This is a genomic window from Acinetobacter sp. F9, from assembly GCF_019195275.1.
Lineage (GTDB): Bacteria > Pseudomonadota > Gammaproteobacteria > Pseudomonadales > Moraxellaceae > Acinetobacter > Acinetobacter pseudolwoffii.
Window position 1 is genome coordinate 1,647,566 of the sequence record NZ_CP078068.1, and the last position, 26,683, is coordinate 1,674,248.

At 45.5% G+C, this 26,683-nt stretch carries 28 protein-coding genes; 19 read left to right on the forward strand and 9 right to left on the reverse strand.

The window, feature by feature from the left end:
- Positions 1 to 34: 34 nt before the first annotated feature.
- Both pncA and mhpT read right to left on the reverse strand, forming a co-directional pair.
- Entirely contained in the window at positions 35 to 664 is a 630-nt protein-coding gene (gene pncA, locus KT990_RS07855; protein WP_218208586.1) for a bifunctional nicotinamidase/pyrazinamidase, read from the reverse strand.
- 195 nt (positions 665 to 859) lie between these two features.
- Positions 860 to 2,065 (reverse strand): 3-(3-hydroxy-phenyl)propionate transporter MhpT, encoded by a 1,206-nt coding sequence (mhpT, locus tag KT990_RS07860; protein ID WP_100329541.1) that lies wholly within the window; start codon positions 2,063 to 2,065, stop codon positions 860 to 862.
- Positions 2,066 to 2,788: 723 nt separating this feature from the next.
- Between mhpT and dapA the strand changes: the two genes are divergently transcribed.
- From dapA to purC, 3 genes are read left to right on the forward strand one after another with little or no spacing between them, the layout of a single operon-like run.
- Entirely contained in the window at positions 2,789 to 3,688 is a 900-nt protein-coding gene (dapA, locus tag KT990_RS07865; protein ID WP_005173340.1) for a 4-hydroxy-tetrahydrodipicolinate synthase, read from the forward strand.
- A 14-nt stretch (positions 3,689 to 3,702) separates the two neighbouring features.
- On the forward strand, positions 3,703 to 4,308 hold the full coding sequence (locus tag KT990_RS07870; protein ID WP_100329542.1) for a lipoprotein-34 precursor (NlpB): 606 nt from the start codon (positions 3,703 to 3,705) through the stop codon (positions 4,306 to 4,308).
- A 37-nt stretch (positions 4,309 to 4,345) separates the two neighbouring features.
- On the forward strand, positions 4,346 to 5,065 hold the full coding sequence (gene purC, locus KT990_RS07875; protein ID WP_005173343.1) for a phosphoribosylaminoimidazolesuccinocarboxamide synthase: 720 nt from the start codon (positions 4,346 to 4,348) through the stop codon (positions 5,063 to 5,065).
- Between the two features lie 336 nt (positions 5,066 to 5,401).
- On the opposite strand, the gene KT990_RS07880 is transcribed toward purC, so the two are convergent.
- On the reverse strand, positions 5,402 to 6,676 hold the full coding sequence (locus KT990_RS07880; protein WP_005173345.1) for a replication-associated recombination protein A: 1,275 nt from the start codon (positions 6,674 to 6,676) through the stop codon (positions 5,402 to 5,404).
- Between the two features lie 264 nt (positions 6,677 to 6,940).
- On the opposite strand from KT990_RS07880, the gene KT990_RS07885 reads away from it, so the two are divergent.
- Positions 6,941 to 9,079, forward strand: a complete 2,139-nt coding sequence (locus tag KT990_RS07885) for a bifunctional diguanylate cyclase/phosphodiesterase (RefSeq protein WP_074383824.1) — start codon at positions 6,941 to 6,943, stop codon at positions 9,077 to 9,079.
- A gap of 17 nt (positions 9,080 to 9,096) precedes the next feature.
- Here the strand turns inward: KT990_RS07885 and KT990_RS07890 are convergent, their stop codons facing one another.
- Complete coding sequence (locus KT990_RS07890; protein ID WP_171063370.1) at positions 9,097 to 9,552, reverse strand: YcgN family cysteine cluster protein; 456 nt, start codon at positions 9,550 to 9,552, stop codon at positions 9,097 to 9,099.
- A gap of 188 nt (positions 9,553 to 9,740) precedes the next feature.
- Here KT990_RS07890 and KT990_RS07895 point away from each other — a divergent pair, with 188 nt between their 5' ends.
- A complete protein-coding gene (locus KT990_RS07895; RefSeq protein WP_004647174.1) occupies positions 9,741 to 9,899 on the forward strand; it encodes a DUF1328 domain-containing protein in 159 nt (52 codons plus the stop codon).
- 110 nt (positions 9,900 to 10,009) lie between these two features.
- Here KT990_RS07895 and murJ read toward each other — a convergent pair whose 3' ends face one another.
- Positions 10,010 to 11,560, reverse strand: a complete 1,551-nt coding sequence (gene murJ, locus KT990_RS07900) for a murein biosynthesis integral membrane protein MurJ (RefSeq protein ID WP_171255753.1) — start codon at positions 11,558 to 11,560, stop codon at positions 10,010 to 10,012.
- A gap of 54 nt (positions 11,561 to 11,614) precedes the next feature.
- Positions 11,615 to 12,211: a 1,6-anhydro-N-acetylmuramyl-L-alanine amidase AmpD gene (ampD, locus tag KT990_RS07905; RefSeq protein ID WP_218208587.1), complete on the reverse strand. Its 597-nt coding sequence runs from the start codon at positions 12,209 to 12,211 to the stop codon at positions 11,615 to 11,617.
- Between the two features lie 180 nt (positions 12,212 to 12,391).
- On the opposite strand from ampD, the gene nadC reads away from it, so the two are divergent.
- Entirely contained in the window at positions 12,392 to 13,243 is an 852-nt protein-coding gene (nadC, locus tag KT990_RS07910; protein ID WP_218208588.1) for a carboxylating nicotinate-nucleotide diphosphorylase, read from the forward strand.
- A gap of 93 nt (positions 13,244 to 13,336) precedes the next feature.
- Here nadC and KT990_RS07915 read toward each other — a convergent pair whose 3' ends face one another.
- Entirely contained in the window at positions 13,337 to 13,672 is a 336-nt protein-coding gene (locus KT990_RS07915; RefSeq protein ID WP_157797499.1) for a hypothetical protein, read from the reverse strand.
- Between the two features lie 45 nt (positions 13,673 to 13,717).
- Positions 13,718 to 14,434 (reverse strand): ribonuclease PH, encoded by a 717-nt coding sequence (gene rph, locus KT990_RS07920; protein WP_005173362.1) that lies wholly within the window; start codon positions 14,432 to 14,434, stop codon positions 13,718 to 13,720.
- Between the two features lie 195 nt (positions 14,435 to 14,629).
- Here rph and KT990_RS07925 point away from each other — a divergent pair, with 195 nt between their 5' ends.
- Positions 14,630 to 15,325 carry a TetR family transcriptional regulator gene (locus KT990_RS07925; RefSeq protein ID WP_005173365.1) on the forward strand — a complete coding sequence of 232 codons (696 nt, stop codon included), beginning with the start codon at positions 14,630 to 14,632 and terminating at the stop codon, positions 15,323 to 15,325.
- Positions 15,326 to 15,378: 53 nt separating this feature from the next.
- Here the strand turns inward: KT990_RS07925 and KT990_RS07930 are convergent, their stop codons facing one another.
- Complete coding sequence (locus KT990_RS07930) at positions 15,379 to 15,993, reverse strand: thiol:disulfide interchange protein DsbA/DsbL (RefSeq protein ID WP_218208589.1); 615 nt, start codon at positions 15,991 to 15,993, stop codon at positions 15,379 to 15,381.
- A gap of 223 nt (positions 15,994 to 16,216) precedes the next feature.
- Between KT990_RS07930 and ubiG the strand changes: the two genes are divergently transcribed.
- The 12 genes from ubiG (at position 16,217) to ssuC (ending at position 26,664) form a co-directional block, all read left to right on the forward strand.
- Positions 16,217 to 16,945 (forward strand): bifunctional 2-polyprenyl-6-hydroxyphenol methylase/3-demethylubiquinol 3-O-methyltransferase UbiG, encoded by a 729-nt coding sequence (gene ubiG / locus KT990_RS07935; protein ID WP_218208590.1) that lies wholly within the window; start codon positions 16,217 to 16,219, stop codon positions 16,943 to 16,945.
- Positions 16,942 to 17,631 (forward strand): HAD family hydrolase, encoded by a 690-nt coding sequence (locus KT990_RS07940; protein WP_159516510.1) that lies wholly within the window; start codon positions 16,942 to 16,944, stop codon positions 17,629 to 17,631. The genes ubiG and KT990_RS07940 overlap by 4 nt, the downstream gene beginning before the upstream one ends.
- Before the next feature lie 39 nt (positions 17,632 to 17,670).
- Positions 17,671 to 18,417 carry a YciK family oxidoreductase gene (locus KT990_RS07945; RefSeq protein ID WP_100329549.1) on the forward strand — a complete coding sequence of 249 codons (747 nt, stop codon included), beginning with the start codon at positions 17,671 to 17,673 and terminating at the stop codon, positions 18,415 to 18,417.
- A gap of 362 nt (positions 18,418 to 18,779) precedes the next feature.
- Entirely contained in the window at positions 18,780 to 19,199 is a 420-nt protein-coding gene (locus KT990_RS07950; RefSeq protein ID WP_218208591.1) for a hypothetical protein, read from the forward strand.
- 180 nt (positions 19,200 to 19,379) lie between these two features.
- Positions 19,380 to 19,535: a hypothetical protein gene (locus tag KT990_RS07955; protein WP_005173373.1), complete on the forward strand. Its 156-nt coding sequence runs from the start codon at positions 19,380 to 19,382 to the stop codon at positions 19,533 to 19,535.
- A gap of 313 nt (positions 19,536 to 19,848) precedes the next feature.
- A complete protein-coding gene (locus KT990_RS07960) occupies positions 19,849 to 20,238 on the forward strand; it encodes an RcnB family protein (protein ID WP_218208592.1) in 390 nt (129 codons plus the stop codon).
- A gap of 246 nt (positions 20,239 to 20,484) precedes the next feature.
- Positions 20,485 to 20,853, forward strand: a complete 369-nt coding sequence (locus tag KT990_RS07965; protein ID WP_218208593.1) for an RcnB family protein — start codon at positions 20,485 to 20,487, stop codon at positions 20,851 to 20,853.
- 132 nt (positions 20,854 to 20,985) lie between these two features.
- Complete coding sequence (gene argA / locus KT990_RS07970; protein WP_218208594.1) at positions 20,986 to 22,329, forward strand: amino-acid N-acetyltransferase; 1,344 nt, start codon at positions 20,986 to 20,988, stop codon at positions 22,327 to 22,329.
- Between the two features lie 331 nt (positions 22,330 to 22,660).
- The gene (locus KT990_RS07975; protein WP_218208595.1) at positions 22,661 to 23,617 is read left to right on the forward strand and encodes a sulfonate ABC transporter substrate-binding protein; all 957 of its coding nucleotides are present in this window, start codon (positions 22,661 to 22,663) and stop codon (positions 23,615 to 23,617) included.
- A gap of 24 nt (positions 23,618 to 23,641) precedes the next feature.
- Positions 23,642 to 24,637 carry an aliphatic sulfonate ABC transporter substrate-binding protein gene (locus KT990_RS07980; RefSeq protein WP_218208596.1) on the forward strand — a complete coding sequence of 332 codons (996 nt, stop codon included), beginning with the start codon at positions 23,642 to 23,644 and terminating at the stop codon, positions 24,635 to 24,637.
- A gap of 36 nt (positions 24,638 to 24,673) precedes the next feature.
- Positions 24,674 to 25,849, forward strand: a complete 1,176-nt coding sequence (gene ssuD / locus KT990_RS07985; protein WP_180077915.1) for an FMNH2-dependent alkanesulfonate monooxygenase — start codon at positions 24,674 to 24,676, stop codon at positions 25,847 to 25,849.
- A complete protein-coding gene (ssuC, locus tag KT990_RS07990; RefSeq protein ID WP_005173397.1) occupies positions 25,849 to 26,664 on the forward strand; it encodes an aliphatic sulfonate ABC transporter permease SsuC in 816 nt (271 codons plus the stop codon). Before ssuD ends, ssuC begins: the two co-directional genes overlap by 1 nt.
- Positions 26,665 to 26,683 lie beyond the last annotated feature (19 nt).

The window sequence follows — 26,683 nt, forward strand, 5'->3', positions numbered from 1 at the left end:
CAAATAAATATCCGAAGCGCATCATGATAAAATTTTAAACCGGCTGAACGATATCTTTGATATAGATGCGTTTTACCCCATGCGCCAGCATATCTTGCCAAGCATGTTGCAAGGAACCATTGAGATCAATGCCCTTGCTGGCATCGGCAATGACAAAGGTCTTAAAGCCCAGTTTGCAGGCATCGATGGCGGTCCAAGCCACACAGAAATCGGTAGCAATCCCAACCACAAATACCGTATCAATACCACGTTCACGCAGATAGCCGGCCAAACCTGTTGTGGTTTTCTGATCTGCTTCCATAAAGGCGGAATAACTGTCAATCCGGGAATCAAAACCCTTGCGAATAATCAGTTGCGCTTGCGGTAAATTTAAATCCGGATGCAACTCGGCATCTACTGTCCCCTGCACACAATGCTTTGGCCATAAAACCTGAGTGCCATAATCCAGCTGAATGCTGTCATAAGCCGCTTTAGCGGGGTGATTGTCTGCAAAAGAAATATGGTTTTCTGGATGCCAGTCCTGCGTCAGGATAATATTTTGAAAATACTGCCCCAATAAATTGATATTGGGGATAATCTGGTCAGCATTGGCCACTGCCAGATTACCCCCTGGGGTAAATCCTCTTTGTACATCTACGACCAGCAAAGCGATATTATTTTGCATGTATTTTCATCCATTGAAATCTCGATTTATGTCCAAGCATAGCGCAAATTGTTATCGGATTTTTAGAGCGACTGCTAAAAACCCTGTGACTGCATATTCTGATTCTGCCTGTTTTTAACCGCACTGCGGATCTGATTCCTTGAATTTTAAACACAAAAAAGCCTGCAAAAGCAGGCTTTTTCAAATCTTGGCTTATTACACTTTGGTACGGTTCACCAGGAATAGCATACACAGTGCAGAGATGATGATACATGGGATTGCGGCTGTAATTACCCCTGCGGCACCAAAACCTGCCACCAGGAGCTGACCTGCGATGACTGGGCCTAGCATGGCACCAATACGACCGACTGCAGAAGCAACACCGACACCGGTACCGCGCACTTCTGTTGGATACACGATACTACCGAAGGCATAAAGTACACCCTGACAGCCAATTACGAAGGCACCTGCCAATGCTGCTGCCATATACATCTGGTTCAGTGAGCTTGCACCATTTAGTGCCAATAGACCTGCAAGAATACCGCCGTACATCAACAGGATCACATACGCTTTTTTCCAGCGATCGGTCAGCATACCCAGGATAATTGTACCAATCGTCGCCGTAACCATGAAGTAGAACTGTGCGGTTGAACCGTCCTTACGGGTAAAGCCAAGTTCCATAAACAATGAGGGTAACCAGCTCAGCATGATGTAAACCACCATCAGCGTGAAGAAGTAGCTGATCCAGATGCACATGGTACGTAACAGGTTGTCCGAATTAAACAGGTCCTTAAATGAACCTTGTGGTGCAACGGCAAGTTCTGCTGCAGTTTTGTTCTGTGTTTTCAGGTATTCCTTCGATTCAGGCAAAAATAGCATCATCAATGGAATTGCAAAAATCGGTAACAAGCCGCCCAGATAGAAAACATTTTTCCAGTTGGCACCAAATTCAGTCGCAGCAATTAAAGATAAAATCGCAGCACCCACAGGCATACCGCAATACATCAAGCCGACTGCACGACCACGATTTTGCGGCGATACCGCTTCAGAAGCGAGTGTGATGAGAATCGGCATCGCACCGCCCAGACCTGCTCCGGCCAGAAAACGTACTGCCAGCAGACTGTTAAAGCTATTGACCCAAACTGTACATAAAGTGAATATGGCAAATGTTGCTGTCGACCAGATCAACACTTTCTTACGGCCGATACGGTCTGCAAATCGACCGCCGATCAGTGCACCGGGTAATAAACCCAGAATCCCTGCACTAAAAAACACACCCAACTGGGAACTATCGAGACCGAAGTGTTCACGCACACCGGCTGCAGCAATACCAGCAGCCTGAATATCCAAGCCTTCAATCACCGCTATCAGAAAACAGATGGCGACCGTGACGATAGCATGCTTATTGTCTGATTTTTCCATTGGATTATCCTTGTTCAATCAGCGTTACAAAAGAAAGACCATCATCTATGAGCCTGAGCGCAGAAATAACTATCAATAAGTTGAACGTTTTACTTGGATATCCCCACAGCAGCTGAAGCAGCTCCATGCAATAGACCTTGAGATAAAGTCGCAAAAGCAATTAATCCAAAAGTTTTAAAATTCACAATTTATGCTTTAAGACTTATACATCAAGTTAAAAAACCAACCGATTAGAAAAATATTATGCAATTCATTGATATTAAAAAAAGATTAATAGATTCAATTTTTCAACCTGTTTACATCAGCTTAGCCTCCAGACAAAGATGTTTTACATATAGATTCATCCAATAAAAATATTAATTCAGCAGCTAAAACAACGAAATTCACGACTTGGCCGAGATTTTTACTCAAATCGAGCTAATTTTGCAGACAAAATTCCATAATATCTTGCTGAGCCGGGACTTAAGTCGCAGTTTGACCACAGTATTTCGCCGGATAAATCATCTAATTTATTACTTGATTGTTTTCAAAAGGCTTTGTATAAAGAATTGAGTGGCTTTGACTAAAGCATATTGTTCTTATGCGTTTGATCAGTCATAATTTGCATAAGCAATCTTCAATTCAGCGCAAGTCCATTGAATTTGCTATAAATCAAAATACAAATCCATCCCAATTTATGTTTTCTCATTCCTTTCGGATGGACAAATAGGATAGTTTTTTAAAATGACTCAGCAAGCACAGACCATTCAAGGTTCCATAGTCGCAATCGTCACCCCTATGTTTGAAGATGGCAGCGTAGATTGGAAGGGTCTCGAGAAGCTGGTTGAATGGCATATTGCAGAGGGCACCAACAGTATTGTTGCCGTTGGAACGACAGGCGAAGCCTCGACCCTGAGCATGAGTGAACACACCCAGGTGATCAAAGAAATCATTCGTGTGGCCAACAAACGTATTCCTATTATTGCCGGCACAGGCGCAAACTCGACCCGTGAAGCCATCCAACTTACCCGTGAAGCCAAAGAGCTCGGCGCCGATGCTGCTCTTCTGGTGACGCCTTATTATAACAAACCGACCCAGGAAGGCTTGTACCAGCATTATAAAGCTGTGGCTGAAGCGGTCGATCTTCCGCAGATTCTGTATAATGTCCCTGGCCGTACCGGTGTCGACATGCTGAATGAAACCGTGATTCGTCTGGCCGATATTCCACAAATCGTCGGGATTAAAGATGCGACGGGTGATGTACCGCGTGGTGCTGAACTCTTGCAAGGTCTGAAAGACAAAGACATGGTGGTCTACTCAGGTGATGATGCAACGGCATATCAGCTGATGGGTCATGGCGCCAAAGGCAATATCTCGGTCACAGCGAATGTGGCTCCGAAAGCCATGAGTGAAGTGTGTGCCGCTGCCATTACAGGTAATGCTACAGACGCTGAACAGTTAAATGCTCAGGTTGCAAATTTACACAATATTTTATTTTGCGAATCAAACCCAATTCCTGTGAAATGGGCACTCCATGACATGGGCTTAATTGGTACTGGCATTCGCCTTCCATTAACACCACTTGCAGAACAATATCGCGCTCCGCTTCATGAAGCACTGGTCGAAGCGGGCGTTATTAAATAAAAGAGCACAAGATTATGCAATTACGTTTAGGACTTAGCCTTACACTTTCAGTATTCAGTTTGGCAGGTTGTAGTTCAATGGCCTTTAATAACGGCACTTTAGACTATAAAGAAACTACAACTCTGGACGCTTTACAATATCCTGAAGGCGCCATGGTACGTCCTGCAACGCCATTGTATCCTGCTCCAACAGTCGATCCGCTTGCAATTGAAAATGCACCGAAGCTTGAAAACCAGCGTGGCAACCGTTTTGCCTTGCCACGCCCTCAGGCCCAGACTGAGAACACCGCTCAAGCTGAGCTGACTGAAAGCAATGCTGTTGGTAAACCACAGTTGGTCACAGACGGAAATCTTAATCCGCTGCTTAAAATTGACGGAAATTCTGCTACAATTTGGCAATATACGCTTGCCACCCTCAGCAGCCTGAATCATAGCATCGTTGCGCAGAATAAAAACCGTTACGAAGTCACGATTCGGGTCGACCAGCAAACCTATGTATTAAGATTATCTTCTGTCGGTTCAAGTAATAACCTCGCTGTGTTCAATGCCGATAACAGTTTTGCCGACCGTGAAAAAGCCGCAGAACTGCTCAACCAGATTTACCAAAATTGGCCAGCCTAGACATTTCTAGGCATTTTTTTTTGTAAAAGGTTCCCTCATGTTAAAACAAACCTTGCTCTATACTGGTAAAGCGAAATCTGTCTACACCACAGACAGTTCAGACCATCTGATTTTAGTCTTTCGAGATGATGCCTCTGCATTCAATGGCGAAAAAATCGAGCAACTAGATCGTAAAGGCAAGGTGAACAACCGTTTTAACGCCTTCATCATGGAAAAGCTGGCAGAAGCGGGTATTGAAACTCACTTTGAAAAGCTGCTGACTCCAAATGAAGTGCTGGTGAAAAAACTGGATATGATCCCGGTTGAATGTGTGATTCGTAACTATGCAGCAGGTTCTTTATGCCGCCGTTTAGGTGTTGAAGAAGGTAAAGAACTGACTCCATCTACATTCGAATTGTTCTTTAAAGACGATGCGCTTGGCGATCCAATGGTCAATGAATCGCAAGCGATTGCTTTAGGTTGGGCGACTGCTGAGCAACTGGAAAAAATGAAAGAATTGACTTACCAAGTCAATGATGTGCTAAAAGCATTGTTTGATGCCGGCAACATGATTCTGGTCGACTTCAAACTTGAATTCGGTGTATTCCATGACCGTATCGTTTTGGGTGATGAATTCTCTCCAGACGGTTGCCGTCTATGGGACAAAGACACCAAGAAAAAACTGGACAAAGATCGTTTCCGTCAAGGTTTAGGCGGTGTGGTTGAAGCCTATGAGGAAGTTGCGGGCCGTTTAGGTATTAACCTCGACAATATCTAATGGCATAGTCCATTGCTTCAAAAAAACCGAGCTCAACAGCTCGGTTTTTTTATCCCTGATTTTTTGTGGCTGGGCCAGATTGACCTTTTAAGCTTTAATCGAAAAAACAAATATTACAGATGAAAATGATCGTTTTTACATTGGAAAGCCTATGGCTTAATATCATCACATACCAGGCAAATCAGTGAGCTGATTGATTTAACTCAAGGTTTGCCGACCAGATTGATCGCCTACCCTCTAGGATGTTCTCTCCCTTGAAAAAACATCCTAATTTATGCCCAATTCGCCTTGAATTGGGCTTTTTTTGCCTGAGTTTAATCTATTTGTGTACTGATATTATTGCTGCTGTTGCTGTTGTTGCCAACGGCGTTGCTGTAAGCGCTCTCCTTCAACTTCACGTTTATTGCGTGCCGACTCATACAGTTTGGTATCTTTCAGTTCTGGCGGCATATAGTCTTGCAGCACAAAATGCTCAGGATAATGATGCGGATACAGATAATCCACCCCGTAGCCCTGTTCTTTCATCAGCTTGGTCGGTGCATTTCTCAAATGCAAAGGCACCGGCAAATTCGAGGTTTTATCTGCAAGCTCCATCGCCTTGTTAATTGCCAGATAGGTGCTGTTACTTTTGGCACTGGTGGCTAAATACACCGCACATTGTCCTAAAATAATCCGGCATTCCGGCATGCCGACGGCCTGCACCGAACGGAAACATTCACCCGCCAGCAATAAGGCATTCGGATTGGAATTACCGATATCTTCAGAAGCTGCAATCAGCATACGGCGGGCAATAAATACCGGATCTTCACCGCCTTTGAGCATGCGTGCCATCCAGTACAGCGCTGCATCGGGATCACTGCCGCGAATTGATTTTATAAAAGCCGAGACCAGATCATAATGCTGTTCACCGGACTTGTCATAACGGGCAATATTTTGCTGTGCCACTTTCACCACCCCTGCATTGGTGATGATATTTTCCATATCCGGTTCAAAAGTACTGGCAATCAGATCAAGTAAATTCAATGCTTTACGGGCATCACCTGCTGCGAACTGCACCAAGGCATCAAATTCTTCAATCAGGATATGTCGTTCCTGCAAAAAACGGTCATTTTGCAAGGCTTGTGTGAGCAAAGTCTGAATCGATTCCGCACTCAACGCATTCAGGCTATACACCTGACAACGTGACAATAAGGCACTATTCACTTCAAAAGACGGGTTTTCGGTAGTGGCACCAATTAAGGTAATTTTCCCTTTTTCGACCGCATTTAACAGTGCATCCTGCTGGGATTTATTAAAGCGGTGAATTTCATCAATAAACACCACTGGCGTCAGCAGATCACCACCATCGGCAATCACTTCACGCAGCTCTTTCACTCCGGTATTCAGGGCAGACAGACTGATAAAAGGCCGATCTACCGCTTGTGCCAACAGTAAGGCAATGGTGGTTTTTCCAACGCCGGGTGGTCCCCAGAAAATAATCGACGGTAGATGACCCTGATCAATCATCTGGCGTAAGGGCGCCTGTTCCCCCAGTAAATGTTCCTGCCCGATAATCTCTGCAAGGTCACGTGGTCTTAAGCGTTCTGGAAGCGGGATATGACTATCTGACATGTTATTATTGGCTCAAACTAAATTCTGATCTCATTCTAACACCAGCAGTTTTGATTCCAAGATTGCAAACATAAAGCATAAAAAATTAATTTATGTAGAAATCCTCTATTTTTTTAATTCTGAATGAATTAATCTTCATAAAAGCAAGTAATTTGAACATGATTAATTGTGAATTAATTACAGTGTAATTTTCATATTGTTTATTCTAATTAAAAGAAACTTATGTCGCCCTTTGGGTATTTTTTGGGTTGTATTGGTGAATGCATGAAGCATGATAAATTTGAACAGGGAGCTGTGAGCCAGTCGGAACCTCTGCTGGCAACATCACTGAGTTCAACCCCTGTTCATCTGTCTGAATTAATTCAGCTTCAAAAACTGATTGATGCCTTACCCCAACCTCTCTGGGTCAGTAGCAAAACACATCTGCACTATTTTAACGCCGCCATGACCGATTATCTTGGTGTGAACCTGAATGAACCGGGCAATATATCGTGGCAGAGTTTCATTCATACCGAGGACTTACAGCTGTTTTCGAAGCTGTGGCATGCGGCACTGGATCAGCATCAGAATTTTGAAACCCAATGCCGGATTAAACGCAGCGATACTCATTATCGCATGTGTACGCTGGCGGTAAAATTTCATCATGATCCGGAAGATGTGTTGCAGTGGGCGGTTTCACTGACCGATGTACATGATTATTTTGAAATCCAGCAACAACTGTCTCAAATCGTTTCAACCCAGGAAAATATGCTGGATGCCAGCGCAGACTGCATCCATATTATCAGTCCTGAAGGTCAGATTCGGCATAGTAACCAGTCTGACGGTCTGACACCAGAAAGCGAAACAACAGCGCAAGATCAGGACAGTTCTTTGTCCTGGCTGAACCGTTTAGCACCTGAAGCCCGAAAATCTGCGCAACGTGCACTGAAACAGGCAGTCCTAGGCTTAAATAGCCGTTTTTCTAGCAAAACTCAGAGCAAAGACCAGCCAATCCAATATTGGGATCATCTGCTGACCCCGATTCTGGATCAGCACAATATTACCCAAAGCATCCTCTGTGTCTCACGCAATATCAGTCAGCAAAAAATTGCAGAAACCCGCTTAAAAGAAGCCATTAAACGAGATGAACTGACTGGTCTGTATAATCGCAGTACCTTCTATAAAACCTTTAAACAGGTGCTATTAAAAGCGCAACAACAGCAGACCAAGGCGGGTCTACTGCTGATTGATCTGGATTATTTCCGGCACATCAATGACACCTTGGGCCATATTGCTGGCGATCATCTACTCCATGTTCTGGGTCAGCGTTTCCAGGCCTGTTTCGGCCCGAATACCATTGTGGCCCGTTTGGGTGGAGATGAATTTGCTGTTCTGGTGAAAAATCTGGAAAGTGAAGAACAGCTGCTGGCCACGGCGCAACTGGCCTATAGCCAGCTGGATCAACCGATCAATTATATTGGCGACAGTATCAGCAGTGCTATGAGTATTGGCTGTGCCATCTATCCACGTGATGCCCTGAACACCTCGAATCTGTTGAAGTGTGCCGACATTGCCTTAAATGATCTGAAAAATAGTGGTCGTGGCGGCATCCGCATGTTTAATCAGGACATGTGTGGTTCGCTGGAAAATATGACCAAGCAGCTGACTTTGGCCCGCAAGATTATTCTGGCCGATCAGATCATTCCCTACTATCAACCCAAAGTCCGTCTGTCTGATGGTGTGGTGATTGGTTTTGAAGCACTGTTACGCTGGCAAGATCAGGATCAGCAGGTGCAACTGCCTTCCGAGATTTTTGGTGCCTTTCAGGACTATGAGCTGGCCTCACGTATCAGTGAAACCATGCAACTGAAAGTCTTTGCCGATATGAGTCGCTGGCAGGCCCAAGGACTGGATCTGTTACCGATTTCAATCAATGCTGCACCGGTTGAATTTTTGCGCGATGACTATGCTGAAAAAATGTTGGCCCGCCTGTCCAATTTTGATATTCCTGCGCATAAGGTGGAACTGGAAATTACTGAACAAAGCCTGTCCGAGCATGGTGCCAATTATGTGATCCGGGCCCTGAACCTACTGAAACAGGCCGGAATCCAGATCTCACTGGATGATTTCGGCACCGGACATTCTTCACTAACCCGTTTACAAGACTATCCGGTGGATTGCATCAAAATTGACCGCAACTTCGTCGAGCGTATGAACAGTGACCCGTCCGCCTTGGCGATTGTCAAAGCCATTACCCAGATTGGTTCCAGTATTGCTTTGGATGTTCTGGTCGAAGGCATCGAAAATACCGAACAACTCGATACCCTGATCCATTGTGACTGTCAGATTGGACAAGGCTTTTATTTCTATCGTCCGATGGCCGGTGCTTCGGCTCAGGCCCTACTGCAGCCGGCAAATCAATAGCTACTTATCGCGGCAAATTAACGCACCCAACGCACGATATAGTCTTCGATGTCGTCTTCAGGAATGTCGGCTTCACTCAGGCAGCGCCCTGCTGCCGACTTGCGTGCCTGAATCACACTTTCCCGTGAACCGCTGATCAGATAATGCCAGGATGGCAGGCTTTTGCCCTGCTCGACCCGGCGATAAGCACAGCTTGAAGGCAACCAGTGAATCGTTTCCAATTTTTCTGGCGTGAGCTGAATACAGTCTGGCACATAGTGCAAACGCTCTGGATAATTGGAGCAACGCGCAGTCGTACAATCCAGCAGTTTGCAGGCCACTTTGGTATAAGCGACTTCCTGGGTATCTTCATCTTCCAGTTTAATCAGGCAACAGAGTCCGCAACCATCACACAAGGCTTCCCACTCGGCTTGCGTGAGTTCGGCAAGGCCATAGTTTTTCCAAAATTCGGGACGTAAAGTATCGGTCATGATCAGGTCGGCGCACTCAAAAATCAGCTGATTATAGCAGCCCAAACCGCGCAGACCTACCGCTCAAATTCTTATTACCATCACGTAAACTATTGTTAAATCATAGACAGTTCGTCAACAAAACACTAACAGTCGCTGGAATCGTTTATTTCTATACTAAATTTGAAAATAAAAACACATGGAGAATATATATGTTTCGCTGGGCTATTATTTTTGCTGTTATTGCATTAATTGCGAGTCTACTTGGTTTCGGTGGAGTAGCAGGCTTATCTAAGGATTTTGCAATTATCTTGTTAGTAATTGCGGTGATTCTTGCGATCGTTGGATTTCTTTCCCGCGGTAAGGTCTAGATTCAGTTTAGATTGAGTCGAAGCAAGTATGATCCTTCGAAAAAAACAAGAGCCTTCTGGCTCTTGTTTTTTTATGGCTTTATTAAGCGAATATTAAGTTCAATATTCACTTAAGGTTTTAAATGACGCGGTCTAAAACCTGCCGCCAGCAAGGCCGCCAGATAGGCCACCACACCAATGACACATAAGATGAGTACTTCTGCGACACGCATCCATTGCGACACATCGGCATTGTACCAACTTAAGGCATAAGCCAAAGCTGCGATCATCACCACATTGGCAAACATGAATTGCAGGAAGATTTTTTTCCAGTGCGGGCCGAAGCGGAAAATATGACGCTTATGCAGATAATAATAAAGCAGGCCGGCATTCACCATGGCTGAACCGGTCGATGCCAGCGCCAGTGCCATATGTTCTGCTTCCCAGTCAATCAGCTTGAAGATACCGATAAAAATCACGTTCAGGATTGCATTGGCAGCCACAGCCATCAGACCGACACGCACCGGTGTTTTGGTATCCTGCTGTGCATAGAAACCCGGGGCAAAGACTTTAATCAACATAAAGGCAATCACACCACCGCTCATACATTGCAGCGCCAGAGCCGTCATTTGGGTATCTTCAAAGCTGAACTGACCACGTTCAAACAGGGCCTGAATGATCGGGGTCGACAGCATAAACAAGGCAATACTGGCCGGTAAACCTGCCATTACAATCACTTTAGCGGCCCAGTCCATCATGCCGCGGAATTTTTCCGGATTCTGCTCGGTATGTCGTGCCGATAAAGATGGCAAAATGACAGTACCAATCGCTACACCAATCAGGCCAAGCGGCAACTCGGTCATGCGCTCGGCACTATACAGCCAGGACACCGAACCATCCTGCATAAATGAAGCCCAGATGGTATTCAGCAGCAGGTTAATCTGCGTGACGGATACACCAAATAAAGCCGGCAGCATCAACTTCATGATGCGATCCACGCCTTCATGCTTGAAGTCAATTTTAGGTGGGATCAGCAGGTTTTTACGCCACAGTTCAGGAATCTGAATCGCCAGCTGTAAAATACCGGCAATGATGACTGCCCAGCCCAGTGCCATAATCGGCTCTGCCATATGCGGAGTTAGCCAGAGCGCACCAGCAATCATGGCGACATTGAGTAAGACCGGTGCAAAGGCCGGTGTACTAAAAGAACCATAACTGTTCAGAATACTGCTGGCAAAAGCCGTCAGTGACATGAACAGTAAATAAGGAATGGTCAGGCGGAACATGTCAGTCGCCAAAGCAAATTTTTCAGGATCGCTATGGAAACCGGGCGCATAGATATACATGATCAACGGTGCAGCAATCACTGCGAACATGGTCAGCAGACTCATTACCGTTGCCAGACAGCCAAATACCCGGCTAATCAGAATCTGCACTTCAGCATGGGTACGACTGGTTTTGTATTCGGTCAAAACCGGAATAAAGGCCTGTGAAAATGCCCCTTCAGCAAATAAGCGCCTGAAAAAGTTTGGAATACGAAATGCGACCACGAAGGTATCGAAGTCCTTACCCGCACCAAAGACATTCAGTAAAACAATATCTCGAACCAATCCCAGTACACGTGACAACATGGTCATCGCACTGACAATGACGGTCGAACGCCAAAGCGCCATCCTATTCACCTAATGTATAAATTTGTGGCTATTGTAATGAAACCTCTGTCAGAAGTTCATTGCTTAATTGCATCCCTCAAGCGAGGTTGAGGTATTTTTATAATGCTGTAACTGGCGACGAAAATCAGCCCAGTTAAAATACGGTCCCGGATCGGTCTTACGGCCTGAGGCAATATCCGAATGTCCGGCAATATGCTGCTGAATTTTAGGATAATAATCTTGCAAACAGGCAGTGACTTTGATCAAGGCGGCATACTGTACCGGTTCAAAAGGCAAGTCGTCACTGCCTTCCAGCTCGATGCCAATCGAATAATCATTACATTCTTTTTTACCCAAATAGGTCGAACGTCCAGCATGCCAGGCACGGTCATTAAAATTGACGAATTGCAGTACCTCACCAGAACGTAAAATCAGTAGATGGGTCGAAACCTGCATCCCTTCAATGCTTTGAAAATAGGGATGGACTGACCAATCCAGTTGATTTTGAAAAAACTGTTCAATATAACCGCCGCCAAACTGTGAGGGTGGCAGACTGATGTTATGCACCACAATGAGCTGAATCTCGGTATTGTCCGGACGCTGGTTAAAATTGGGAGAGGGAATGTGACGTGCACCGATCAGTTGTCCATTCTTAACCTGAAACTCGGCTGCCTGTTGCATAAAACCATTCTCTCCAAAAATAAAATCTGCACGATCAGGGTTGCAGCCGGCTTCATGCTAAAACTTTCAGGCACAAATCTCAATTCATCCCGGCAGACTGTAGGAAAAATCGCTCATTTTTTATGTAACAGTGCTAAGATAAGGCGCAATTTTCACGGCTTAAAAGATACGGAAATACTCATGCGCATATCTCAAGCGTTGCTAGACCAGTCGATTCAGATCAATATCCAACAGGCACTTTCAGAAGATATTGGTGACGGTGATATTACTGCCCTGCTGACCCCTGAAGATGAACAGGCCACTGCCACGATCATTAGCCGTGAAGACATGGTCTTGGCCGGGCAGCCTTGGGTAAATACTTTGATTCAGGCCTATGATCCAAGTATTGAAGTGATCTGGCTGAAAAATGATGGGGATCATGTTCAAGCCAATCAAGCCTTTTTAAAACTGGCTGGATCTGCGCGCAGCTTACTCACTGTGGAACGCCCTGCGCTAAACTTTGTCCAGACGCTGTCTGCGGTTGCGACTAAAACCGCCCACTATGTCAAAGAGCTGCAAGGTTTAAACACCAAATTGTTAGATACTCGTAAAACGCTTCCAGGCCTTCGTATCGCACAAAAATATGCCGTAGCCATTGGCGGTGGTCAGAACCATCGTCTGGGCCTGTTTGATGCCTTCTTGATTAAAGAAAATCATATTATGGCCGCTGGCGGAATTGTTCAGGCGATTGCCAAGGCACACCAGATTGCGCCGGGCAAACCGGTCGAAGTGGAAGTCGAAACCTGGGATGAACTGAATCAGGCCTTAGAGGCCAATGCGGATATCGTGATGCTGGATAATTTCAGCCAGCAGCAAATGATTGAGGCAGTACAGCATGTGGCCGGCCGCTGCAAACTGGAAGCATCTGGCAATATCACGATCGAAAATTTACGTGAAGTTGCCAGTAGCGGTGTCGATTATATTTCGATGGGTGTCTTGACCAAAGATGTCAAAGCTGTGGATTTATCGATGCGATTTAATGCTGAAGCCTAAATTCGATAGATGACCATTGAGGGTGCGAAGCACCCTTTTTTGATTTTTAGAAATTTTTTTGCATATATTTTGCTCAATTTTCTATTTTAGACCTTAATCATCATCGTCGTCCCGATTACCTCGACGATCGCGGTCATCATCGTCACCATCACGGTCGTTATATCTCCCATTATCCTCATCACGATCCTGATTTAACACCGAACGCTCGTCATCCTCCCGCTGATTGCCCCAGTCACAGGCGCTTAGTCCAAACATTCCCAGCAAAAACATTGCACAAATCCACTGTTTCATCTCGCATTCCTCATGGTGATCTCGCCTGATCCAATATCGATGCAAAACCGGTGCAGATATAGCCGATTCATGTCGGAATTTTGTCAGGAAGTTTTGTGCTGCATTTTCTATGGAGCTGTATTCTGAAATTTCCGGCATAAAAAAACGCATCCTGAGATGCGTTTTATATTTGGCAGCAATGAATTACCAACCTAAAGCTTGTTGCTGCTTTTTCACCAGCTCCTGAATGCCTTTCTCGGCCATTTCCAGCATGGCATCCGATTGGGCACGGGTAAATGGTTTGTCTTCCGCAGTGCCCTGAATTTCAATAAATTCACCGGCCTGTGTCATCACCACGTTCAAATCGGTTTGACAGTTCGAATCTTCTTCATAGCAAAGATCCAGTAATACTTCATCTTTGAAAATACCAACAGAAACCGCAGCCACCAGACCTTTTAATGGATCATGTTTAATTTTCTTTCTTTCCAGCAAAACATTCATGGCATCGACCAGCGCCACCGCAGCACCGGTAATCGCTGCAGTACGGGTACCGCCATCAGCCTGAATCACATCACAGTCAATGGTAATGGTATTTTCACCCAGCTTTTTCAGGTCAACCATTGAGCGCAGGCTACGACCGATCAGACGCTGGATTTCCTGGGTACGGCCACTCTGTTTGCCACGTGCTGCTTCACGGTCACTACGGGTATGGGTTGAACGTGGCAACATGCCATATTCAGCCGTCACCCAGCCCTGGCCCTGACCTTTCAGGAAACGTGGAACAGAACTCTCTACACTGGCAGTGCACAGTACTTTGGTATGACCAAACTCAACCAATACCGAGCCTTCCGCATAACGTGTATAGTTACGGGTAATTTTCACTTCACGTAATTGATCTAATGCTCGTTGGTCGATACGCATGATAAGTCCTGTATAGGCTAAAAATAATTGCGGCTCAGTATAACAGAAGCCTTTGCCAAGATTGGTCAGCCGGATGATTGATTTACAAAATCGATGCATCAGAGTGCGGTTAAATATCGAAATTCTGCCGATCTATGACACTAGGATTTGCCTTAATTTTTGCTAGACTAAATCTCCCCTTGAGGAAACCCATTTATGTCCTTACGTGAAGATCGCAAGCAGCAAAGCCATCAGGCGCTACTGGATGCCACACTGGCCTTGAGCAGTCAGGGTCGCGCTTTTAGCACCATCAGTCTGCGTGAAGTCGCGCATGCCGTTGGACTGGTGCCCACGGCATTTTATCGGCATTTTCAGGATATGGAGCAGTTGGGACTAGAGCTGCTGGATCAGGTCGCGATTCATCTCAAGGGAGTGCTGAATCAACTGGGACAGGCCTATCTGTATCAGCCCAACACCCGGACTAAAACCGGAATTGAGCTATTTTTTCAGGCAGTCGAATATCACCCTGAACCCTGGATTTTTTTTGTTGCAGAACGCTGGGGTGGCTCGGCAGTGTTACGTGCCGGAATAGAACGGGAAATTCGTTTTTTGACTGAAGATGTCATGCATGAACTGGAAAAAATGCAAGCCGCCCAGCATATCCAGTCTTCGCAAGATTTGCAGGCACTGGCACAGATGCTGATTGATCTGTCGCTGAACTGGGCCATGGGCTGGATTCATCTGCAACATCAGGCTGATCCAGAGCTACGCCGCACCCTATCCAATGTCTTTAAAACCCAAAGCGTGCTACAGATGCAGCTTTTATTGCGAGGGATTTTGCACTGGCATCGAATTCCGACAAAAACAGCAGATCCGTCAATCAATACAGAAACAAGTACTCCCCCCATCTGAATAAAAAAACCTGCATTATTGATGCAGGTTTTTTACGGATACTCGGTTATTTCTTATTTGGCTTTACGCTCTTTTTCAATCAGGTAATTCACCACCTGAATTACTTTGGCATCATTGCCCTGCACAATATATTTACCATTGACAGTCACCGCCGGTACGCCGCTTAACTGATATTGAGCAGCCAGATTTTTGGCCTGGGCAATTTTTGACGAAATCGGGAATGATTTATAAGTCGTGTTAAATTTTGCTTCAGAAATACCATAACGGGTATAGAACTTGGCCAGTTGTGCCTGTTCTAAAATTGGACGCTGCTTGTCATGAATATCATGGAATAACTGCAAATGGGCTTTTTGGCGCACACCCAAAGCTTCAGACACATAATAAGCACGTGCCGCCTGTTCCCAGAGTGGATTCATCGCAGCAGGTGTACGTACAAAACGAACATCTTTAGGTAATTTTTTCAACCAGCCCTGCATATGTGGTTCCAGCATGAAACAGTGACCACAGCCATACCAGAAGAATTCACGTACTTCAATTTTGCCCGGTTTTTCGACTTTGACTGGTTTTGCGACCACCTGATAGTCCTGACCTGCCACAAAATTGGCCATCGCACTGCCAGAAAAGGCCAAAACAGATGCGGCAACAGCGCCTAAAAGGAATTTTTTCATTGGGATTATCGTCCTCTAAATCATTATGTTTAGTGTATGGGTTCACTATAAATCAATTATGCCGATTTCGTTTTCATTCTGTGAACTTTTTTGCTGCTTTTATCGCTTTTTCTGCCAGAAACGCTACACTAAAGCATCGGACTGATTTTCAAGGTTAAATCAGTTTCTCTGGCCATTTGGCCTCTATATTTTTAGCTAATCACAACTGATTGAGGTGACCACGATGTCGCAATTGAATGTTGATCCACAAGAAATTGCCAAGTTTGAAGCATTTGCAGCTATATGGTGGGATCAGCATTCCGAGTTCCGCCCCTTGCACATGATTAATCCACTACGTTTAAACTGGATTGATGAACATGCGGGTGGCCTGAGCGGCAAGAAAATCCTCGATGTTGGTTGTGGCGGTGGCATTCTGGCCGAAAGCATGGCGCGTCGCGGTGCCGATGTACTGGGGATTGATATGGGTGCTGCGCCGCTGAATGTGGCGCGGATTCATGCCGAACAGGAAGGCGTGACCAATATCGAATATCGTCAGATCCCGGTTGAACAACTGGCCGATGAACAGGCTGGCCAATACGACATCGTGACCTGTATGGAAATGCTGGAACACGTACCCGATCCGGCCTCGATTATTCAGGCCTGTCACAAGCTGGTCAAGCCAGGTGGCCATGTGTTCTTCTCGACCATTAACCGTAATCCGAAATCGTATTTATTTGCCATTATTGGTGCAGAATATGTGCTGCGTATGCTGGCCAAAGGCACCCATGATTACAGCAAATTTATCAAACCGTCCGAGCTGGCGCACGATATTCGCAATGCCGGCTTAAAACTCAAAGACATGACCGGTCTGCATTATAATCCCTTGACTAAACGCTACTGGTTGGCACCGAATGTCGATGTCAACTATATGGTCTATACAATCAAAGAAAGCCAGAACGAGACCAGCGCATGAAAGCCGTTTTATTTGACCTCGATGGCACCCTGATTGATACCGCGGCCGATTTTATCCGGATTATCCAGCAGATGTGCCGTGAAGAAGGCCGCGCGCTGGTCGAACCCGAACTGATCCGGACTCAGGTCTCCGAAGGCGCACGCGCCATGGTGAAACTGGTCTATCCGGAAATGCAGCTGGAAGATCCGGTATTTCTGCAACATCGTCAGCGCTTTCTGGACAGGTACGGCGCAGATATTGCAGTCGATACTGATCTGTTTGACGGCATGTATCCTTTACTGGAACAACTGGAAGCACAGGATATTCCCTGGGGTATCGTCACCAATAAACCACGCTGGCTCAGTGAGGCTTTACTGAAAGCACTGAATTTAAGTGAACGCTGTGCCGTGCTGGTCTGTCCGGAAGATGTCACCCGAACCAAGCCTGATCCTGAACCGATGTATCTGGCTGCCAAGCAACTGAATCTTGCGGCTGAAGACTGTATTTATATCGGCGATCATCCGCGCGATATTGATGCGGGGCGTCATGCCAAGATGCCAACCGTTCTGGCAGCTTATGGTTATTTACCACTGCAATACAAAGATGACTTAACAGCCTGGCAAGCCGACTATATAGTGGATACTGTTGCAGAATTACATCAGCTGATTCAGACCTTGCTACTCAAACAGCCGACTGCGGTATCTTAAAAGCTTAAAACTGAACAATAAGAAATGAGGAGGTAGATAATGAAATATTCAGCATATCAACCTCGCCCCGATCTGCTCAAGGATCGTATTATCCTGATCACAGGTGCGGGCGATGGCATTGGACGTGCGGCAGCAATCAGTTATGCCTTGCATGGTGCAACCGTGGTGCTGCATGGACGTACCCTGAATAAACTGGAAGTCATCTATGATGAAATTGAAAGTTTAGGTGCACCGCAACCTGCCATCTTGCCGCTACAGCTCTCCAGTGCTTCGGAACAGGATTATGAGCTTCTGCTCGACACCCTGGACCGTCAGTTTGGCCGTCTGGATGGGATCTTGCACAATGCCGGCATCCTTGGTGAGCGTACAGAACTGGCGCATTATTCGCCTGAGGTCTGGGATGATGTCATGGCAGTCAATCTGCGGGCGCCTTTTGTCATGACCCAGGCGCTATTACCGCTCTTATCCAAATCTGAACATGCTTCGGTGGTATTTGCCAGCTCGGGTGTAGGCCGCGAAGCCCGGGAACGCTGGGGTGCATATTCGGTATCTAAAATCGCGATTGAAGCCGTAAACCAGTTATTTGCCAAGGAACAGGTACATCCGAATATCCGCTATAACTGCATCAATCCCGGGGCAACACGGACTGCCATGCGTGCCAGGGCCTATCCCAATGAAGATCCCAAGACCCTGCCAACACCAGATTCGATTATGCCGGCTTATCTATATTTGATGGGTAATGACAGCCTGCATATGAATGGTCAGAGTATTGATGCACAGGATTAAAATCATCTTGGTTTAATATCAGCAAGTGCCTGCTGTTGCTGTCCCACAATTGCATTGAGTTGATTTTGGATACGCGAGTGTGACAGGAATGTCACACCTTAGCCATCACGACAAGGATGTTGGGTATGGCGAACAAAAGACTTTTGCCTACTTTGGGGCTGTCAAAAGTAGGATTTCGCCGACACAAGCCATTTAAATATTTGAAGAAAAGATGATGAGACAGCAGTGCAGTAATCGCTGCCTTTTCATTTCCGTTTGAGCTTCGCACAGTGAATAAATCTTCCGCAGCCTGATACAGCCAGCCTTGAGTTCCCCTCAAATTACCGCATACTAAGCCCCAACAAATTTCACTCGAGTGCATCATGACTGAATTAAACAATATTACGGTGACCAACTTAGACGATGGCATGGTGTCACTGCTGATCGATCAGCAGCCGATTTCAGAAAAATATGACACCAAGTTTGAAGCCAGTATTGTGGATGACATCAAGGCACTCGAAAATGGTCAGAAACTGAAATTATTCGATCAGTTTGTTTTTTCACATAGTGATCTGAATTTTGAACATGCGTATTATTATGTGACCGGAATTGAAAAATTAGACGATCGCTATCGTCTGGCCAAGCATTTTGTTTATCGCATTAAAATTGAAGGTCAACCCGAAATTGAGCATGTGATCAGCAATCAGGGGAAAGCCATGACTGCCGAAGATGTCCGTAGCTTTATTCAGGCACATGTACAAAAATCACTTAACGATTATACCGATCTGAATTACGCGTATTAAAAGCCACGCAATTTATATCTACGAGGGCACTTCCTAAAAGTGCCTTTTTTTAGCCTGTGTTTTATCAGCCTGACAATCAATCGATTTTTTATATCAAATTTATAAAATTATTCGGTTTTTCAAATAAATTGTTCTGAGCTATGCTTTTCTGATCCCGTATAGCTTAAATCAGAACACAGCATGGCTGACCAAAAACGTAAAATTGACACCATTCGCCGCATCGAACATTTGCAGTTATCCGAGGCTCTAATTGTAGCACTCGATGATGCAGTTCAAGCTGAATCGGTGGCTGCAGCGATTCAGTCCTTGCAAGGTTTGACCGAGCAATGGAATTAATATCCAGAAAGTTTTTAGAATTTTCTGTGTTTTAAGCCGATCATAAATCGTTTCGGTGTGACTTCAATGCTGTTTTTTTGAGCTAAATCATCGATTTTAGCTTGCATGTTTGCCCTCACTTTGATGTGATAAGAACCAGGCTCAGCCTGTCGGGTCATCGGACAAATGCGCAGCCTAAGCTCATGTAAAATCATGACATAATCATAATATCTCTGCATTTGTTATAAAACTGGTGCCTGTTCTTCACAGTTTCTCTGTAATCTTTCCGTATATTAGACACAGTAGAACATGAACAATTTAATGAGGGTTCAACATGAAAAAGGTTTTGGTGGCATTAGCGATCTCCTGCAGTACATTCATGCTGAGTCATGTTGCAATAGCCTCCCCTCATTTCAATGCTGAATTACAAATGGATAGCCGTCATGGGCATGGCAAGAAAGGCCGTGAATTCCGTGAAAATGATCAAGGGCAACATGATAAACGCCGTATGCGTGAAGAACGCGGGGTCAAACGCCTGCAACAGCTCAGATGGCAGCCTGGCTATGTCATGCCGCAGCATTATCGTGGCAATGGCTATAAAGTCGAATATAAAGAGCATAACCTGCCTCGACCAGATCGCAAACAGCAGTGGTATAAAATTAACAATGACTACATTCTGGTCAATTCTGAAAATAACAGCATTATCCGGATTGTGGGGGATTAATTCACTATCCTGTTCAAGCTCCGATCCTCGTATCGACTCAACCATGTTTGGGTCTTTTTTTATTTTCAGCAATTGAAAATTTTTGAACTAAAACTCCTGCTGATTTTCACACTTTTGGTTCAAGTGATTTATCTTCTAAATTTCTTCATGAATTTAACAATTTAACTAAATAGCCCTCACGCTTTCTATGTACTTATTCGCTAATTTAATCTCATCGAAATCAGATCTACATTTTAGGTGAGAGCCATGAAAAAAGTCCTAACTACAATTGCGTTATCCCTAAGTGCTTTGTTCGCTACTTCTGCAATGGCAGCACCACAGCATGACTCGCGTTATGACCATAATCCGCATAAACCGGCACCACACTGGAATGCCAAAGATAGCAAGAAATGGAATGATGACCGCCGTCATAACAACCGTATAGTCAATCCAAGCCGTGACTGGCGCGTAGGACAAACTTTACCACGTCAATATGACAACAACCGTTTTGAAGTGAGTGATCGCGAAGCACGCCGTTTACCAAATACCGGCCGTTTCCAGCAATGGTACAAAGTCAACAATGACTACGTTCTGGTCAATGATCGTACCAATAAAATTGTACGCATCATGAACTAAGCTTTCTCCATTACTGCTCGTCTCGCAGACACCTGAAGTCCCCTTCAGGTGTTTTTTTATATCTGCACTTCCACTTGCGTTTTTTTTCATTAGAATCAAAGCTGGATCTCCAATCATTGAAATAGGCACAGCATGACTTCAGCAGAAACCTCACAAAGCACAACCTTGCAATATGTGCACTGGTTTCGCCATTCTGCGCCTTATATCAATGCGCACCGCAACAAAACCTTTGTCATCATGTTTGATGGTGAAGCCGTATTAAATGACAACTTTCAGCATATTATTCACGATATCGCCTTATTGCATTCTTTGGGCATTCGGCTGATTCTGGTACATGGTGCACGTCCGCAAATTAACCAGAATCTGGCTCAAAGCCAGATTACGACGCCTTTTTACCAGCAGCGCCGGGTGACCACACGTGAATCTTTAAGCTGTGTGATGAATGCCGTCGGCTCAATCCGCCTGCAAATTGAAGCACTGCTGTCTATGGGACTGGCCAACTCGCCGATGTATGGTGCCAGGATTGATACCGTTTCAGGGAATTTTATCACTGCAAAACCTTATGGCATTCGTGATGGGGTTGATTTTCAGCTCACCGGCGAAGTCCGTGCGGTCGATACTGACGCCATTCAGCGCCATCTGGACAGTCATAATATTGTGGTGCTTGGTCCGACCGGTTATTCCACTACCGGAGAAGTCTTTAATCTGCTGGCTGAAGAAGTCGCGACCAAAACTGCGATTCGCCTCAAGGCAGATAAACTGATTTTCCTGGGCAAGCAGCATGGTCTGATGGACAGTAACGGTCAGCTCAAACGCGAAGTCACCCCGCAACAGCTGGATGACTATATTCCGGCAGAACAAGATGGGCTTGAAAGAGGCTTGCAACTTAAGGCAGCACAAGAGGCCTCCATGAACGGCGTACATCGGGTGCACCTGATTTCCTATGCCTATGATGGTGCGCTACTTGAAGAGCTGTTTACCCGTGATGGTTCTGGCACCTTGGTCACTGACGCGCATTATGAAGAAGTGCGAATGGCAGATATTCAGGATGTCGGTGGCCTGATCGGTTTGCTGCGACCGCTAGAGGAAGAAGGGATTCTGGTCTATCGCTCCCGTGAACGTCTGGAAAATGAAATTAACCAGTTTGCCGTGATTGAACGGGACGGTATGATTCTGGCCTGTGCCGCGCTTTATCCGATCCCCACCACGGGCAATGAATTACGTTCCGCAGAAATTGCCTGTGTCGCAGTACATCCAAGTTATCGCCAGTCCAATCGGGGTAGCCAGATCCTGCATTATCTGGAAGAAAAAGCCAAAAGCATGCAGATTCAGCAGCTGTTTATCTTGACCACGCGTACCGCACACTGGTTTCTGGAACAGGGCTTTGAACCGGCTTCGGTGGATGACTTACCTGATGCCCGTCAGGCCTTTTATAATTATCAGCGTAACTCAATCGTATGTAAAAAGTCACTTTAAAGTGGCTTTTTTTTGGATGTTTTAGCTTAATTTTAGATAAATATATCTTTAAATACCGAATTAAATTCAAGAAATACATTGCTGCTTTGCAGCTAAGCATATCACTATATCTTATTTAAAATATTTATTTTATATTTCATTAGTTTAAGTAATTTTAATAATAAAGTTTCACTATTCTGCACATCACTTTTTTGCATAAGTTTTGCACTTTTTTATTTATCTTTTTTCTTCATTAGAAATTCCTGAATAGTTATTTTTTTAGAAAAACAAAAACGATTAGCGTATGCCTAAGTTTTTCATTATCTATCTATTCTGTCGGGAGTTTTGATTCATGCGCCAATCTACTGTCCAATTTTTAGCAAAGACTGCAGTACTGAGTACTGCAATTGCTGGCGTCATGATGCTTTCTGGCTGTTCAAAACAACAAGAAACGCTCACCCTGAATATTGGTTTCCAAAAATACGGCGTATTACCGATTCTGAAAGAACGCGGCACGCTAGAAACTTCATTAAAACAACAAGGCGTGAATGTGAAATGGGTAGAATTTCCGGCCGGGCCACAGTTACTGGAAGGCCTGAATGTTGGCAGCGTATCTTTTGGTGAAGCAGGTGAAGCACCCCCAATTTTTGCCCAGGCTGCAAACTCCAATCTGGTCTATGTCGCGAACCAGCCACAAGCACCGAAAGCGGAAGCCTTAATTGTACCGAAAGACTCGCCGATTCAATCCATTCAGCAGCTGAAAGGTAAGCGTATTGCCCTGAACAAAGGCTCAAACGTGCATTACTTACTGTTGAAAATTCTTGAAGCCAACAATCTGAAACTCAGCGATATTGAAGTGATTTACCTGCCGCCTTCTGATGCACGTGCTGCCTTTGAACGCGGTGCAGTCGATGCCTGGGTGATCTGGGATCCGTTCTTTGCTGCTGCTGAACACCAAATTGGCGCGCGTGTGATTGCCACAGGTGAGAACATCGTCAGCAATCACCAGTTCTATCTGGCAGATCGCAAGTTTGCAGAAAGCCATCCTCAGGTCGTGGAAGCGGTGGTGAATGAACTTAACTTGACCACAGAGTGGGTAGCACAAAATCAGGATGAAGCAGCCAAACTTCTGGAAAAACCGACAGGTCTGGCTTTTGATGTCCTGAAAACTTCGATTTCCCGTATGGGCTTTGGAGTCAAACCTTTATCTAACGATGTCATCCAAAAACAACAACAGGTGGCAGATGCTTTTTATGGTCAGCAACTGATTCCACAGAAGCTGAATATTGATGCAGCGATTATTAAATAACGCCAGAATAATTCGAGAATAAAGATGAGTAATTTAAAAACGGTTTCCTCTATCAGTTTAGCGTTATTGGGCTTTGCTTTGATCGGTTGCCAAAAACAGGAGCCACAGCAAAACACTGCTGCAGAAACTGCAGTACCACCACAGATTCAAACTATTGCCATTGGTTTTCAAAAATCGGCTTTAAATCTGCTGGTTGCGCGTGATGAAAAACTGATGGAACAGCAGTTTCCAAATACCAAAATTGAATGGAAGGAATTTCCTGCCGGTCCGCAAATGCTGGAAGCTCTAGCAGTGGGTGCGGTCGATTATGGTTATGTCGGCAATACCCCACCCATCTTTGCTCAAGCGGCAGATAAATCCCTGAACTACGTGGCATTTGAAAAAGTGGCTGGCAACTCCTCAGCTGTGATCTTACCCCATGACAGTGATATTCAGACCATCCAGCAGTTGAAAGGTAAACGCATTGCCGTTCAGAAAGGTTCAAGTGCACATGAACTTCTGGCAAAAACTTTAGAAAAAGCCGGATTAAGCTGGTCAGAGATTCAAGCGGTCTGGTTACCACCTGCAGATGCTCGTGCTGCTTTTGATAAAAAAGCTATTGATGCCTGGGCGATTTGGGATCCGTTTCTGGGTGCAGCTGAAGTCGACAGCAACGTAAAAGTGCTGATTGAATCCAGTGTCTTTCCACAGACTTATGCCTTTTATATTGGCAATCCAGAATTTATTCAGAAGCATCCAGACAGCCCGGAAAAGTTTATTCAGGCTTTAAATGCATCAGATCAATGGATTATTAAAAATCAGTCCTTAGCTTTAGATGTTTATCAGAAAAGTACCGGTCTCAAACCAGAAGTGGCAAAGATTGCCTTTGAACGTCGCCTTAAACCCTCCCCTGTACTGCCATTAACTGCAGAAGTGGTCGAAGCGCAACAGCATATTGCTGATCTGTTCCAGCAGGTTCAACTGATTCCCAACAAAATAAGTGTCCAGCAACACATTTGGACGCCAACAGCTACACATTGATTACCGAGCACAATTACTTAATTTAAGGAATTTCACATGAAAATTTTCTGGTTTATCCCGACACATGGCGACAGCCGTTACCTAGGTACCAGCAAAGGTGCGCGCCAGGTCGATCATGCCTACATGAAACAGATTGCAGTTGCGGTCGATAACTTAGGTTATGAAGGTGTCCTGATTCCCACAGGCCGTTCATGTGAAGATCCTTGGTTAACAGCTGCCAGCCTGATTGATGCAACGAAAAAACTAAAATTCCTGGTGGCACTGCGTCCCGGGGTAACCACGCCTGCTTTGGCAGCACGTATGGCTGCAACCTTTGACCGTTTATCCAATGGCCGGGTGCTGCTAAATCTAGTTACTGGTGGTGATGAGCAGGAGCTAAAAGGTGATGGCGTCTATGAAGATCACAAAACCCGCTATAAAACGGCCACTGAATACACCACCATCTGGCGTGAAATTCTGAAGCGTTCCCATACTGGTGAAAGCTTCACTTTCCACGGCGAACGCTTAAGTGTCGATGATGCCAAACTCCTCTATCCACCTGTACAACAGCCACATCCGCCGCTCTGGTTCGGTGGCTCTTCGGATGATGCGGTTGAGCTGGCCACCGATCAGGTGGACACTTACCTGACCTGGGGTGAACCACCTGCTGCCGTCAAAGAAAAAATTGAAAATGTGCGTGCCAAGGCAGCCGCTAAAGGTCGTGAACTGAGCTACGGTATCCGCCTGCATGTGATTGTGCGTGAAACCAATGAACAGGCTTGGGCGGCAGCGGAAGAACTGATTCAATATGTCGATGATGCCACCATCGCTGCGGCCCAAGCCAAGTTCAAATCTATGGATTCGGTCGGTCAGCGTCGTATGGCTGAATTGCACAACGGCGACCGTAGCAAGCTGGAAGTATCGCCAAACCTCTGGGCCGGTGTAGGACTGGTGCGTGGTGGCGCAGGGACTGCATTGGTCGGTGACCCGGAAACTGTCGCAGCACGTATTCAGGAATATGCGGACTTAGGAATTGATACTTTCATTTTTTCTGGTTACCCGCATCTGGAAGAATCCATCCGTTTTGCCGAACTGGTGTTCCCATTCCTTCCACTGGAAACCCAGAAAAAATTGGCTCAACCAAACTTGACGGGTCCATTCGGTGAAATCGTAGCGAATAACTACACACCGGATGAGAACAAGCAGGCTGAGAAAATTCAGGAGTCTGTTTAATGTCGAAAGTCGTTTCCGTTGAAACCCTCTCAAAAAAGCAGGTTTCACGTGGAACAATTCTGGGGCGGCATTTGCTGCCCTGGCTGGTTCCAGTTGTATTGATTGCCATTTGGCAAATTGCTTCCAGCACAGGTCTACTGGAAAGCCGGATTTTGCCTGCACCCACTGCAGTAATTTTGGCCTTCTGGAATTTATTGCTCAGCGGCGAACTCCAGACTCATGTACAAGTCAGCGCAGGACGTGCCATCAGCGGCTTATTGGTCGGTGGTGGTTTAGGTCTGTTATTGGGTCTGTTAAATGGTTCATCCAAAATCGCCTCTACCCTGCTCGATACCACTTTGCAGATGATCCGCAACATTCCGGCGCTCGCGCTGATTCCATTGGTGATTCTCTGGTTCGGCATTGATGAATCCGCCAAACTGTTTTTAGTCGCGATCGGGGTATTTTTCCCGATTTATATCAATACCTATCACGGAATTCGCTCAGTCGATCCACAATTGATCGAGATGGGTAAAAGCTATGGCCTCACGCGTTGGCAGCTGTATAAAGAGATTATTCTCCCGGGAGCAATGCCTTCCATTTTAGTCGGGCTACGCTTTTCTCTAGGGCTGGTCTGGGTGCTTTTGATTGTTGCCGAAACGATTTCTGCCCAGTCCGGTATTGGCTATATGACCATGAATGCACGCGAATTCCTGCAAACGGATATCGTCCTGGTCGGTATTTTACTCTATGCCCTGCTCGGTAAACTGGCCGATGTGCTGGCAGTCGCCTTAGAACGATTCCTGCTGCGCTGGCATGCCGGCTATCAAAAATAAATTGAAATGAGGAGCATGT

Excerpts from the sequence above, each read along its gene's own strand:
- pncA (WP_218208586.1), bottom strand. The coding sequence starts at position 664 with ATGCAAAATAATATCGCTTTGCTGGTCGTAGATGTACAAAGAGGATTT.
- mhpT (WP_100329541.1), bottom strand. The coding sequence starts at position 2,065 with ATGGAAAAATCAGACAATAAGCATGCTATCGTCACGGTCGCCATCTGT.
- dapA (WP_005173340.1), top strand. The coding sequence starts at position 2,789 with ATGACTCAGCAAGCACAGACCATTCAAGGTTCCATAGTCGCAATCGTC.
- KT990_RS07870 (WP_100329542.1), top strand. The coding sequence starts at position 3,703 with ATGCAATTACGTTTAGGACTTAGCCTTACACTTTCAGTATTCAGTTTG.
- purC (WP_005173343.1), top strand. The coding sequence starts at position 4,346 with ATGTTAAAACAAACCTTGCTCTATACTGGTAAAGCGAAATCTGTCTAC.
- KT990_RS07880 (WP_005173345.1), bottom strand. The coding sequence starts at position 6,676 with ATGTCAGATAGTCATATCCCGCTTCCAGAACGCTTAAGACCACGTGAC.
- KT990_RS07885 (WP_074383824.1), top strand. The coding sequence starts at position 6,941 with ATGAAGCATGATAAATTTGAACAGGGAGCTGTGAGCCAGTCGGAACCT.
- KT990_RS07895 (WP_004647174.1), top strand. The coding sequence starts at position 9,741 with ATGTTTCGCTGGGCTATTATTTTTGCTGTTATTGCATTAATTGCGAGT.
- ampD (WP_218208587.1), bottom strand. The coding sequence starts at position 12,211 with ATGCAACAGGCAGCCGAGTTTCAGGTTAAGAATGGACAACTGATCGGT.
- nadC (WP_218208588.1), top strand. The coding sequence starts at position 12,392 with ATGCGCATATCTCAAGCGTTGCTAGACCAGTCGATTCAGATCAATATC.
- KT990_RS07915 (WP_157797499.1), bottom strand. The coding sequence starts at position 13,672 with ATGCCGGAAATTTCAGAATACAGCTCCATAGAAAATGCAGCACAAAAC.
- rph (WP_005173362.1), bottom strand. The coding sequence starts at position 14,434 with ATGCGTATCGACCAACGAGCATTAGATCAATTACGTGAAGTGAAAATT.
- KT990_RS07925 (WP_005173365.1), top strand. The coding sequence starts at position 14,630 with ATGTCCTTACGTGAAGATCGCAAGCAGCAAAGCCATCAGGCGCTACTG.
- KT990_RS07930 (WP_218208589.1), bottom strand. The coding sequence starts at position 15,993 with ATGAAAAAATTCCTTTTAGGCGCTGTTGCCGCATCTGTTTTGGCCTTT.
- ubiG (WP_218208590.1), top strand. The coding sequence starts at position 16,217 with ATGTCGCAATTGAATGTTGATCCACAAGAAATTGCCAAGTTTGAAGCA.
- KT990_RS07940 (WP_159516510.1), top strand. The coding sequence starts at position 16,942 with ATGAAAGCCGTTTTATTTGACCTCGATGGCACCCTGATTGATACCGCG.
- KT990_RS07945 (WP_100329549.1), top strand. The coding sequence starts at position 17,671 with ATGAAATATTCAGCATATCAACCTCGCCCCGATCTGCTCAAGGATCGT.
- KT990_RS07950 (WP_218208591.1), top strand. The coding sequence starts at position 18,780 with ATGACTGAATTAAACAATATTACGGTGACCAACTTAGACGATGGCATG.
- KT990_RS07955 (WP_005173373.1), top strand. The coding sequence starts at position 19,380 with ATGGCTGACCAAAAACGTAAAATTGACACCATTCGCCGCATCGAACAT.
- KT990_RS07960 (WP_218208592.1), top strand. The coding sequence starts at position 19,849 with ATGAAAAAGGTTTTGGTGGCATTAGCGATCTCCTGCAGTACATTCATG.
- KT990_RS07965 (WP_218208593.1), top strand. The coding sequence starts at position 20,485 with ATGAAAAAAGTCCTAACTACAATTGCGTTATCCCTAAGTGCTTTGTTC.
- argA (WP_218208594.1), top strand. The coding sequence starts at position 20,986 with ATGACTTCAGCAGAAACCTCACAAAGCACAACCTTGCAATATGTGCAC.
- KT990_RS07975 (WP_218208595.1), top strand. The coding sequence starts at position 22,661 with ATGCGCCAATCTACTGTCCAATTTTTAGCAAAGACTGCAGTACTGAGT.
- KT990_RS07980 (WP_218208596.1), top strand. The coding sequence starts at position 23,642 with ATGAGTAATTTAAAAACGGTTTCCTCTATCAGTTTAGCGTTATTGGGC.
- ssuD (WP_180077915.1), top strand. The coding sequence starts at position 24,674 with ATGAAAATTTTCTGGTTTATCCCGACACATGGCGACAGCCGTTACCTA.
- ssuC (WP_005173397.1), top strand. The coding sequence starts at position 25,849 with ATGTCGAAAGTCGTTTCCGTTGAAACCCTCTCAAAAAAGCAGGTTTCA.